The sequence below is a fragment of the Colwellia sp. RE-S-Sl-9 genome (assembly GCF_048296855.1).
In the GTDB taxonomy this organism is placed as follows: Bacteria; Pseudomonadota; Gammaproteobacteria; order Enterobacterales; family Alteromonadaceae; genus Pseudocolwellia.
Genome location: NZ_CP182631.1, coordinates 4119469 through 4131288, shown reverse-complemented (window position 1 = coordinate 4131288; position 11820 = coordinate 4119469). Strand labels below are relative to the sequence as shown.

Below are 11820 nucleotides of genomic sequence, written 5' to 3'. Positions count from 1 at the left end.
ATAGAGGATTATTTCAATCCCGCTTTATTGATCATTTCTAGAGACGAAAAAATCAATGTAGTAATGAAACGGATTATAAATCAAACTTCGCCTTGTCTAAAAGTTTTAAAGCAGTTTTTCTATGTTCAGCAATCACTTCAAGAGGTAACTTGTCAGCTTTAAACTCTCCCCACGATGCAACAAGTTTAGATGCATTAACACCTTTTCTTACTGGGTATTCCATATTTGTTTCAGCATATAACTGTTGAGCAGGCACTGACACTAAAAATTCCATTAACGCTTTAGCATTATCTTCATTAGGTGCGTATTTCGCCATTGCCATACCCGAAATATTCACATGTGCGCCACGGTTACTTTGATTAGGAAAGTTAATGTAAACACTATCAGCCCACACTTTTTGTTTTTCATCGGTAAGCATATTACCAAAATAATAGCTATTACCTAAAGATACATCACATAGCTTTTGATTAATGGCTTGAACTTGACCACGATCGTTGCCTTGAGGCTTTCGTGCTAAGTTACTTTTAACGCCTTCTAACCAAGCTAATGTTCCTGCTTCACCATGTTCAGCAATCATTGAAGCAACTAAAGCCACATTATATGGGTGCTTGCCACTACGCGTACATACTCGCCCTTTCCATTCGGGTTTTGCTAAATCTTCATAATTAAAATCGATTTTCCCTAAACGCTTAGCTGAATAAATATTTCTTACGCGTGTTGTTAATGCAAACCATGTATCATCAGCAGAACGATATTGAGCAGGAACAGCTTCTTCAAGGTTTTTAGAATTAACCGCTTGTAATAAGCCATTATCTTTTAATTCAATTAATCGACTGATATCTGTTGTTAATAAAATATCAGCGGGGCTATGTTTACCTTCACGCTTTAAACGTTCAGCCATACCCTTTTTAGCAAATACAACATTCACTTTAATACCGGTTTTATCAGTAAACGTCTTAAAAAGAGGTTCAACTAAAAAAGGCTGACGATACGAATACACATTAACTTCTTGTGCAGCATTAACAGCAAAACAAGCCGTGAAGGCCAAAACACTCACTAATTTTTTTAACATAAATATTTACCTGATAAATTTATTTAACCCAATTGAATAAAATGATTATATCGTACAACAATAGGTTTGAGAATAATTCTCATTTATAATTTGTAACAAAACTTCAACCTAAACAATACCGACTAGTACAGTCTAAAATTACAGCTTATTTTATATATACCCGTTGCCAATCAAGAGGCTATTTCAGAGTGCTTGAGCGATATCAATTCAAGGCAGTGCTTTGTAATGATGGTCGTTCCCTTATAAAAAGCACTAACGAAGAAGTGATTTTGCGCTCCAAACCAAACATAATAAAAATTTGGTGAAATAAGTGAGCTACTTTTTTATGAGAGAAAATGAGCAGTTAATGAATCAACTTGCTATAACTACATGCCAATTTGCTAGAGTTAATAATATTGCTTAAATTATTTTTAACCCCATCAAAGAAGCACTTAATCGGTAAAGATAGTATTGTTTAACTTTCTTTTGTCTGTTTGGCATTAAAGGATGCTTGACGTTGAATAAACATATCGGAGGCTTGAGAAGACAAACAACTATCAGAAATATAGTTATTGCCCATTTCATGACTAATAACCCAACCTAATGGCGTTTTTTTAAAGGCTGAAATATTTTCCCATAACACCATGCTTTTTATATAAAAAGAATCTGTTGTAATACCCTTTTCATCAACTATCAATGTAACTTCGCCTTTAGCTGATTTACCTAATAATTGACGCATTACCCACCAAGCTTGACGGTAATATATACTAACAGCTTCTAACACACCTAACGCAAATACAAACCAAGCGGCGTAAGGATTTACATCACTAAATAACACAAGAAGTATACCAAACAGACTTAATATTATGGCTTTAAAATAGGCTTTTATAGACTGGTCATTTACAACCGACTGACTGTAACATTCGTTAAAATGCGCTTTATCTAGAATAAATGTATGAGAATATGAGAATGGCGTCGTCATGTTTTTTGATAAGTTTTATAAGGATAAAACGTTATTTTATCGTTAAGTGACGTGAGATGATAGCAATAATAAGTAATTTAAAATAAGGCGTGTTTTATTACAAACAAGCCTTACTAATAATTGATAAGGTGAGCTTTTTTTAAAAATAATGTGGTTGTTCTACTTTTTATAACATTCATGAAAATTCCTTATTACATACGTTATAATTTAATTTACTCAACAAGGGTTATGCAATATTCACTGACCTATTATCTGCTTGCATAGCAAAAAAGGTTTGATTGGTAAAATCATCAAATTTAACTTTAGTAATACCAAGCTTTTTACATAATGCTTTAAAAGTAACATAATCTTCTTTATCTAAATCCGTTTGATCACGTGTCATTACACCATCAACAAAAGCATTGTCATTATTTATGCACAAATTAGCCGTTGCACTATATGGCTCACCGTACTTTTCAACTTTGATGGCTTTAATACTTTTTATTTCAAATATCCAATTATTCAATTCAATATATCGTGTTATGTGTTGCGTTGTATCTTCTATCAGATTTTCTTGCATTTTCTTAACCCTTTATATATTAGCGCTATAATACGTTTCTAAAAAAGCCGACTGAAAAAGTTGGGAACTCAGTCGGCGTAAGTGGATTAACAAAGAATCCTAAGTAGTTGTTTATAAATAAGAAAAAACGATTGAACCTCAAGAGGAAGAAGACCCAACCGCTTCAAATTATCAATCTAACTTTTGACTAATATAAGCACTAAACTCATCTTCACTAATAGTAGCATCTTCATTTGCGTCAAGATTTTTAAAGGCAATTTTAAGCGCATCATTATTGCTTGTAGATAATTCAACTTCGCTTAAAGCACCATCTTTATCTGCATCAAACGCTGATAATAGTTGAGAAAAAGTTTCAGCTTGTAATGATGCTGAACTTTCGATTGTAGCTTCAGCTTGTTCAGGAAGAATTTCATTAGCATTCACGCTAAAAGTTGCAACAGTTGCAAACGCAACACTTAAAATAATTTTTGCTAAGTTAATCGCTGTCATGGTTATCTCTCTTTTAAAAAATTTAAATTTTCACGTAATATCAAAAGTGCCAAACAGATAAATTAATAAAAGTCAGGCACTCATAAATAAAATCGTAAACTATTTTGATTCAATATAAGTATTAAACTCAGCTTCACTGATACTTGTATCACCATCAGTATCAATGCTTGAAAAATCTAACTGAAGTGCACTTGAAGACAACTCACTTTGGCTTAAAGTACCGCTTTCATCAGCATCAAATGCTGATAATAATTGTGAAAAGCTATCAACAGCTAATACAGGAGCATTTTTAGTAACTTCTTCATTTGTTTCTACTGGAAGGATCTCGTATGCATTTACACTAAAGGTTGTAACTGTTGCAAATGCAGCACCTAAAATCATTTTTGTTAAGTTAGTCATTGTAATTCCTCATTTATAAAGATTTGTAAAATGATTTAATAGAACGCTAAGCTAAAGAAAACAACGAAAAGCTAGCGCCTATTAATGATGTTTAGTGTTATTTTGATGCTACATAAGCGTTAAATTCGTCTTCGCTGATGTTGGTATCACCATTAGTATCAATACTTGAAAAATCTAATTGAAGCGCGCTTGACGACAATTCACTTTCACTTAAAGCGCCGCTTGAATCAGTATCAAATGCAGATAACAGCTGTGAAAAACTATCAACAGCTTCAGCAGGAACCGTTTCAATTATTTCTTCATCTGTTTCCATTGGAAGGATCTCATATGCATTTACACTAAAAGTTGAAACTGCTGCAAATGCAGTACCTAAAATTATTTTTGTTAAGTTAGTCATTCTAATTCCTCATATATAAAAATTTGTAAAGTGATTTAATCAAGCACAAAGCTGGGGGAAAATAAGAAAAGCTATGTGCTATTAATGATGTATCTCTATTATTTTGATGCTACATAAGCGTTGAATTCGTCTTCACTGATGTTTGTATCGCCATCTGTATCAATACTTGAAAAGTCAGACTGAAGTGCGCTTGAAGACAATTCGCTTTCACTTAATGAACCGTTTTCATCAGCATCGAAAGTTGATAAAAGATCTGAAAATGACGGGCTTTGCATTGACGCAGTAGTTTCTGCTGCTATTTCATTTTTTATGTCAGCAACTGTATCATTCGCATTTACGATAAAAGTAGCAACAGCTGCAAATGCAACACCTAAAGTAACTTTAACTAAACTTACGTTATTCATAATGATTCCTTTTCAATAAAATTTAAATTCAATAAGATTTAAAATTAATAGTGCGAATTAGGATTCTTATCTCTTCAGTAAACATTACGTTATTTACTTAGTGGTAGATAACAATCACATATCACTATAACCGACGAAGGTATTGCACAAGTCGTACCAACTTTTAAGTTATTGTTTTTAAAAGAATTATTTCATTAACATTTAAAACAGTGTCTCCTTTATGAGACACTTAAATAAAATTATAATATTTTAATCGATTCACAAAACACCGGCAAAAAAAATAAATCATTAAAAACAAATAGTTAAACTAAAAATAACAACAAAAACCCCATGTATCCAATTAGAGACACTATTGCGTTCTATGCCTATTTCCCTTAAAAGATGGGTGTATACCCGTTATCACAATTAAAAATCAAAGGATTACAAATACAGTGAGCAATACATCTTCATCTAACTTTTTTCACATAAAAAAAATATTAGGGTTAGAAACGCTTTCTATTAAAAAGCTCACATTATTGGGATTTTCACTCGTTGCTTTACCACTCGTTGCAGCGCTACTTTATAGTGCTGCGCAAATTAATCAGTTATCTAATCAAAGTGAAGACGCTATTTTTAATGCGGCAGAGTTTACAGAAACCACAAAGCAACTCAGTGAGTTGTTGGTAAAAATGGAAAGGTATGCAAGTCAGTCGATAGTTTTAAAAAATAAAGAACTCACAAATAACTATTTTGCTGAAGAAGAAATATTATTAAACCTGATCAGTAAAAGCTTAATTAATCATCACGATGCCCAATTAAAAAAAATAAGTGAACAGTTCCTTAATGAAATCAGGGTGATCAACACCTTATTATCGCCCGATAACAATCAAACCTTGTACTTAACTCAGTTACAAGACCAATTCAAACTTTTAGCTAAAACTAACCAACGCATAAACCAACGTAGTAACGAGCTTATATACAATCAAGCTAGAAATGTGAAAACGTCAGCTAAAACAGTGCGTCAAACTATGTTGAATAGCTTACTCATCATTCCTGTGACCATTCTTATTGCCATATTTTTTATAATTATCATTACCAAACCATTAAAGAAATTAATCGCTCAAATACAACAATTAGAACAAGGAAATTTTGAACACAAAATTAACCTTAAAAGCTCACCCGAAGTCAATGAAATTGTTGACGCACTTGAAGTCATGCGAACTAGGCTACATGCGCTTGAATTACAAAAGTCGAGTTTTATTAGGCATATATCCCACGAACTAAAAACCCCGCTTGCCGCTATAAGAGAAGGAACTGAATTATTATACGATAACAGCGTAGGTGCTCTTAATCCTGATCAACAAGAAATTAGCGACATTATAAGAACCAGTGTTTCAAGGCTACAACGCTTAATTGAAGACTTATTAGATTTCAATATAGTGTTAGATTCAACAAGTCTACAAGATTCAGAAAAACTTATTGTTTCTCATTTAATCTCAAATGTTTTAAATGAACGAAAGCTTGATATAAAAAGAAAAGCTCTCAATATACAAACATCTCTAGATAACATTGCGATATACAGTAACGCAAAACAATTAGGGGTAATTTTAGATAATTTATTATCTAACGCGATTAAATACTCTCCTGAAAACAGCGCTATTTCCATCACCACGACATTAGATAATGAACAATTAATTATAACCCTTAGCGATCAAGGTATGGGATTAAACGAACAAGTTATGACTAAAGTATTTGATGCTTTTTATCAAGGCCCTGCCCCTCAAGGAAATGAAATTAAAGGCAGCGGCTTAGGACTAACCATAGTAAAAGAATTATTAATGCGTATTAATGGCAACATTAGCGTATCAAGTAAAACGCAAGCACCGAGTGGAACCACTTTTACGTTAAAAATACCCCGAGCATTTTCATTGGAAAATAAATTATGAGCTTAAATAACAAAAAACAAGTATCCCTTAATTGGATGAAAGCCAAGCATATCAAATCTTTATGTTTAGTTGTCTTATTACTTAGCATATCAGCTTGTGAAATAACCCCTCCCAAAAACACTAATATTCCAACTTATGGTGATTATTACCTGTGGTTAAAAACATTAGATAATGATGAGTTATTGCAAGAAATTGAACAACAAAAGAAGAATCAAGACGTTAGAAGCCCCGATGCTGATATATACGTGTTGTTATTACATAGCTTACCTCAATCCCCTATTTACAATCCTTACACAGCTAAAACCATATTAAATGAACTACAGCTGCAATATGTGGAGTCTCGTTACAACCCGACAAATTTAGCACTCATTACCTTGCTGAGAGATTTATTAAACGAACAACTGTTAACCAGACAAAAACAAAACGACATAAAAGTACAGTTTAACAACGCACAAAATATGTTGTCGGCTTTACAAAAAAAATCAGGTATTAAAGACAAAAAACTTGTAGAAAACACTAAAGAAATAACAGAATTACAGCAGAAAGTACAAATGCTTGAAGAACAAATAAATCAGCTACACCGTATAGAAAAAAACATTAACGAACATGGGAAATAACTTATGAATGAATCTACCCCAACTAGCCCTGTTAATGGAAATATCCTGATTGTTGATGATGATCCTCATTTATTACGCTTATTAGGTATTCGACTTTCAGCTGCCAACTATAAAGTTGAATCAGCAGAAAATGCTAAAGTTGCCTTAGGAAAATTAAAGAGTTTTCACCCGCAACTTGTTATCAGCGATTTACGCATGGAAGGTATGGACGGCATGGCGTTATTTGAACAAATACGTCAGCAATATCCAAGTATGCCCGTTATTATTTTAACCGCACACGGTACAATTCCAGACGCTATTAGCGCAACTAAACAAGGGGTTTTTAGCTTTTTAACGAAACCTTTTGAAAGTAAAGAACTACTTGATACGGTTTCTCAAGCTATTCGGTTACAACCCATCGATATAGACAACCCTGAACAAAGTGAACTGTGGCGTAAAAACATTATTAGCCGTAGTACAGTAATGGCTGCGTTATTAGACCAAACCAAACAAATAGCAAAAAGTGATTTTAGCATTTTAATTCACAGCCAAAGTGGTACAGGTAAAGAACTTCTAGCTAATGCTATTCATCAAGCAAGTTCTCGATATGATAAAAAATTCACAGCGATTAACTGTGCTGCAATTCCTGAACAACTTTTAGAGTCTGAGCTTTTTGGTCATACAAAAGGCGCATTTACCGGTGCTGAAAAAAATCATGTGGGTTTATTTCAAGCAACCGATGGTGGCACATTATTTTTAGATGAAATTGGCGATATGCCAATGAACTTTCAGGTAAAGTTATTAAGAGCTTTACAGGAACGAGAAGTGCGCCCTGTAGGTAGCACACAATCGATAAAGGTTGATGTTCGTATTATTGCGGCAACTCATAAAAACTTACAGCAAGCCATTATTGATCAAACGTTTAGAGAAGATTTGTACTACCGCCTTAATGTAGTTGAATTAGAGTTACCGCCGTTATCTGAAAGGCGTGAAGACATTCCACTGCTTACTCAGCACTTTCTAAATAATGTTATTGAGAAAATTGATGCTGATATTAAAGGGTTTTCTCAAGAGGCAATGGAATTACTGATCAGCGCACCTTGGCCGGGCAATATCAGACAATTACAAAATATTGTTGAGCAAAGTGTCGCGTTATCAACAGAACCACTCATTAGTGAAACGCTGGTTAAAAATGCTTTGCGAGACAAAACGACTATTTTACCCTCTTTTCAACAAGCAAAAGACAAATTTGAACGAGATTATTTAGCTAAGTTACTACAAATTACTGCAGGTAATGTATCTAAAGCCGCTAAAATAGCACAACGAAATAGAACTGAGTTTTATAAGTTACTCAATCGTCATCATTTAACTGCAGAAGCTTTTAGGTCTGAAGACCCCTAATCACTGATAACTGATCACTGAGCAATACCAACCTCATGAGTGAGAATGGTATTACTCACCTCAATAATATTTATTGCCCGCTTAGCGATAATTTAATGGGATGGGTCTAGATTTAATCTTTTAGTAATGGCTGTAACATATTTTCTAAGCCATTAAGTTTCACTTCATACATTAATGCGAGTTGCTCACCTAACTTCCCTTCAGGAAAACCTTTACCGTGGAACCAGACTAAATAAGGTTCTGGTAATTGAAGTAACTTTCTTCCTGCATATTTTCCAAAGGGCATAACTTGATTAACAGCTTCTACTAATTTTTGTTGATCTGACACGATGTTGTTCTCTTAAATTTTATTCACTGCAATAATCTAACACTTATATTTTTATTATACCTATCGCTTTCTATATAATACCAATTTGATTAAATATGTGGTCTACTTTTTAATGATTAAAATGAGCAGTTAATAAATCAACTTAGTATAAAATAACTTACTTCTAATTCTCTTCTTAAATATGTAAACAGGCAATAACAACATGACAACTACAATTGAACAAACAACATTAGCGGGCGGCTGCTTTTGGTGTATCGAATCAGCCTTCAATAACGTTAAAGGTGTTGAAAGTGCTGTATCGGGTTATATGGGGGGAGAAACTAGTGATCCAACCTATGAACAAGTTTGTTCTGGCACTACAGGCCATGCTGAAGTTGTGCAATTATCTTATGATCCTAGCGTTATCAGCTACCGTGAAATATTAGAAATATTTTTTGCGCTGCACAATCCTACGCAATTAAACAGACAAGGTAATGATACCGGCACTCAATATCGCTCTGGTGTTTTTTTTCATACTGAAGAACAACAACAAGCGGCTTTAAGTATTATTGACGAGATCAATCAAGATAACATTTGGCCTGCTCCCGTAGTAACAGAAGTTACTGCAAAATCTGAGTTTTACTCAGGTGAAGATATGCATCAAGGCTATTTCAATCGCAATCCAGAAAACCCATACTGCCAAGCCGTAGTGGCCCCTAAACTGGCTAAATTTAAAAAGACTTTTGTTGATAAATTAAAGTAATACTTAAAAAGCCACGCTATTAGTAAAATAGCGTGGCTTTTTATTGCGTCATAAAATACAGTTTTTAATACATCAAAGTATAAAGCTTTCTTCTATATTTAGTGGCTAACGAATCGCCGTCTGGTAGTACTTTCAACACATCTAACATTAACTCTTTACTTGTAGTGTTAGACATATCTTTTTGTACTAATCTAAACAGTATCTCAAGGGCTTCTTCGTTACGGTTAACTTGAGAATATTGTACTGCTAACTTATGTTTTATTTCATCGTTATCAGGTTCACTTTCAAGCTGTGCTTCCAATGCTTTAATTTCTGGTGATTCAGCAGCTTGTGTCGCTAATTCAAGCTTAGCCATAACGGCTTGATAAGCACTATCTTGATCGACTAGTGTAATCGTAGCTAAAACGGCTTCAGCATCGGCCACCTTACCTAATTGAATAGAGGCATCGGCATAAACAATTTTAATATCAGCTCTTTCGCTGTCTATTTGGTAAGCCTGTGATGCAGCTGTGTATGCTTTATTTATATCATTTTCCACTAAAGCTAACTTAGCTTCATTTAATAATGTATCTTCAACTTTAGGTAAATGTTTATCTAAAAAGGCTTGTACTAGTTCTTCTGTTTGAGGGCCTGACAGCCCGTCAATTGGCTGTGCATCTTTTACTAAAACAGCTGTAGGCAAACCTTGAACACCAAACTGCTGAGCGATTTGGCCTTGTGTTTGGCAATCAACCGTAGCGAGTACCATATGGTCAGGGAATAATGACACTTTTGCTGTTAATACATCTCGTAATTCAATACTTTCAGGCACTTGCTCAGCCCAAAAACTGACAAGAACAAGCTTTGATTTTGATTCTTCTAAAACAACTTGTTGGAAGTTTTCTAATGTGATGGCAACGATATTTGAGCTCATTGATATTTCCAAGTAAAACAATATTACTCAATATTTTGGGGCGAACCTTAAAGATACAAGGTTTAAACAATAACTATATGTGAAAAAGTTATTGTTTTAACCTTAAGATAATAATGGGATAAATAAAAAGCTTATCAAGCTATACGTATTAGCTAACTTCGCTAAGCAATGATCTTGAAATGATCACTTTTTGAATTTCACTTGTACCTTCATAAATAGACGTTACCCGAACATCTCTTGCGAAACGCTCTAATGGGTACTCTTTAATATAACCTGCTCCGCCCATAATTTGTAAAGCGTCGTAACAGGCTGTATTAGCTTTTTCGGTGGCAAAGTATTTAGCCATCGAGGCTGAAGTACTAAAAGGTAAGCCTTTATCTTTGTTATCTGCAGCTTGCATTAATAATAAACGAGCAGCTTCTAAGTCAGTATATCGATCCGCTAACTTCCATTGTAATCCTTGAAAGTTAGACAATGATTGACCAAATTGTTTTCTCTCTACAATGTATTCGCGCGCATAATCCATAGCCGCTAAACCGATACCTAAAGCAAGTGAACCTATACCAATACGCCCCCCCGCTAATTCACTTACTGCAATAGAAAAACCTTGGTTTTCTTGTCCCATAAGTGCTGTTGCTGGAATACGGCAATTTTCAAAAATAACTTGATTGGTAGGAGAAGCCTTTTGACCCATTTTGTCTTCTCGTTTACTGATGGTAATACCGGGAGTATTTGCTTCAACTAGAAAGCAAGAAATCCCTTTACCTTTTTTTGCTGATGAATCAGTAACAGCCCAAACCACAAAAATATCGGCAAACGAAGCACTGGTAATATAAACTTTTGTGCCATTTAAAACGTATCCATCACCTGCTTTTACTGCTGTGGTTTTCATACCTGCAGGATCTGAACCTGCCATTGTTTCTGTTAAACAAAAGCCACCAGCGCGGTATTCACCACTACATAATTTAGGTAAGTAGTTTTGCTTTTGCTCTTCATTACCAATGGATTGGATAACTTCTGCCACCATGTTGGTTACTGATGTTGTAACCGCTGTAGACGCACAAGCTCTGGCTAGTTCTGTTATTGCTAAGCTAAATGACACAGCGCCAGCTTCAACTCCACCGTATTCGGCTTTAACATTTAAACCCATAAAGCCTAATTCGGAGAGTTTATTAATATTACTTAAAAATAAAGTTTCATCATAGGTTTCATCAAGTTGTGCAGCCACAGGTGCAAGTTCTGACTCTGCAAACTTCTTTGCCATGTCTTGGATCATGGCTTGTTCTTCAGTTAATGATAAATCCATAAGAGCCCTCTATCTCGTTAATATTTTCGTTAATCTCTATTTATAGTGTAATCAAAGAATGAACAACATTCATTAAATATTTTACGTTAACGTAAACTTACCCTTAAAAACTAAACTTGAGCTATATTTTATTTTCCCCATAAAAAAACGTGCTAAAAAGCACGTTTTTTTTAACTTAAACAATAATTAACCTCAGCTCGGGATAAGCAAAGTTACTCAACAAGCTATTTTTATGCCTAACTTCGTTGAATTTATTACTAATAGCCAGCTATTAGATAGAAAAATTCGCCTTGTTATACACAAAAATATCAATGTTGAGAGACTAATA

At 34.2% G+C, this 11820-nt stretch carries 14 protein-coding genes; 4 read left to right on the top strand and 10 right to left on the bottom strand.

Going from position 1 to position 11820, the window contains the following annotated elements; genetic code table 11:
• Positions 1 to 73 precede the first annotated feature (73 nt).
• The 7 genes from ACM9HF_RS17940 to ACM9HF_RS17910 all read right to left on the bottom strand — a co-directional run bounded on the left by ACM9HF_RS17940 (position 74) and on the right by ACM9HF_RS17910 (position 4281).
• Positions 74 to 1072 (bottom strand): Fe(3+) ABC transporter substrate-binding protein, encoded by a 999-nt coding sequence (locus ACM9HF_RS17940; RefSeq protein ID WP_473612526.1) that lies wholly within the window; start codon positions 1070 to 1072, stop codon positions 74 to 76.
• A gap of 454 nt (positions 1073 to 1526) precedes the next feature.
• The gene (locus ACM9HF_RS17935; protein WP_473612522.1) at positions 1527 to 1889 is read right to left on the bottom strand and encodes a YcxB family protein; all 363 of its coding nucleotides are present in this window, start codon (positions 1887 to 1889) and stop codon (positions 1527 to 1529) included.
• Between the two features lie 370 nt (positions 1890 to 2259).
• Positions 2260 to 2592: a hypothetical protein gene (locus tag ACM9HF_RS17930; RefSeq protein WP_473612518.1), complete on the bottom strand. Its 333-nt coding sequence runs from the start codon at positions 2590 to 2592 to the stop codon at positions 2260 to 2262.
• Positions 2593 to 2763: 171 nt separating this feature from the next.
• On the bottom strand, positions 2764 to 3081 hold the full coding sequence (locus ACM9HF_RS17925; protein WP_473612514.1) for an EF-hand domain-containing protein: 318 nt from the start codon (positions 3079 to 3081) through the stop codon (positions 2764 to 2766).
• Positions 3082 to 3180: 99 nt separating this feature from the next.
• Positions 3181 to 3480 carry an EF-hand domain-containing protein gene (locus ACM9HF_RS17920; RefSeq protein ID WP_473612511.1) on the bottom strand — a complete coding sequence of 100 codons (300 nt, stop codon included), beginning with the start codon at positions 3478 to 3480 and terminating at the stop codon, positions 3181 to 3183.
• Between the two features lie 97 nt (positions 3481 to 3577).
• Positions 3578 to 3877, bottom strand: coding sequence for a hypothetical protein (locus ACM9HF_RS17915; RefSeq protein WP_473612507.1), 300 nt, complete (start codon positions 3875 to 3877; stop codon positions 3578 to 3580).
• Between the two features lie 98 nt (positions 3878 to 3975).
• Entirely contained in the window at positions 3976 to 4281 is a 306-nt protein-coding gene (locus ACM9HF_RS17910) for a hypothetical protein (RefSeq protein ID WP_473612503.1), read from the bottom strand.
• Between the two features lie 431 nt (positions 4282 to 4712).
• On the opposite strand from ACM9HF_RS17910, the gene ACM9HF_RS17905 reads away from it, so the two are divergent.
• The 3 genes from ACM9HF_RS17905 to ACM9HF_RS17895 are packed head-to-tail and all read left to right on the top strand — an operon-like array spanning position 4713 to position 8203.
• Positions 4713 to 6206 (top strand): HAMP domain-containing sensor histidine kinase, encoded by a 1494-nt coding sequence (locus ACM9HF_RS17905; protein ID WP_473612500.1) that lies wholly within the window; start codon positions 4713 to 4715, stop codon positions 6204 to 6206.
• On the top strand, positions 6203 to 6823 hold the full coding sequence (locus ACM9HF_RS17900; RefSeq protein ID WP_473612494.1) for a hypothetical protein: 621 nt from the start codon (positions 6203 to 6205) through the stop codon (positions 6821 to 6823). Before ACM9HF_RS17905 ends, ACM9HF_RS17900 begins: the two co-directional genes overlap by 4 nt.
• A 3-nt stretch (positions 6824 to 6826) precedes the next feature.
• Entirely contained in the window at positions 6827 to 8203 is a 1377-nt protein-coding gene (locus ACM9HF_RS17895) for a sigma 54-interacting transcriptional regulator (protein ID WP_473612490.1), read from the top strand.
• 112 nt (positions 8204 to 8315) lie between these two features.
• Here ACM9HF_RS17895 and ACM9HF_RS17890 read toward each other — a convergent pair whose 3' ends face one another.
• On the bottom strand, positions 8316 to 8534 hold the full coding sequence (locus tag ACM9HF_RS17890) for a DUF3820 family protein (protein ID WP_473618332.1): 219 nt from the start codon (positions 8532 to 8534) through the stop codon (positions 8316 to 8318).
• A 199-nt stretch (positions 8535 to 8733) separates the two neighbouring features.
• Between ACM9HF_RS17890 and msrA the strand changes: the two genes are divergently transcribed.
• Positions 8734 to 9273 carry a peptide-methionine (S)-S-oxide reductase MsrA gene (msrA, locus tag ACM9HF_RS17885; protein ID WP_473612485.1) on the top strand — a complete coding sequence of 180 codons (540 nt, stop codon included), beginning with the start codon at positions 8734 to 8736 and terminating at the stop codon, positions 9271 to 9273.
• 64 nt (positions 9274 to 9337) lie between these two features.
• Here the strand turns inward: msrA and ACM9HF_RS17880 are convergent, their stop codons facing one another.
• A complete protein-coding gene (locus tag ACM9HF_RS17880) occupies positions 9338 to 10186 on the bottom strand; it encodes a co-chaperone YbbN (RefSeq protein ID WP_473612482.1) in 849 nt (282 codons plus the stop codon).
• Between the two features lie 148 nt (positions 10187 to 10334).
• Positions 10335 to 11492, bottom strand: a complete 1158-nt coding sequence (locus ACM9HF_RS17875; RefSeq protein ID WP_473612478.1) for an acyl-CoA dehydrogenase family protein — start codon at positions 11490 to 11492, stop codon at positions 10335 to 10337.
• Positions 11493 to 11820 lie beyond the last annotated feature (328 nt).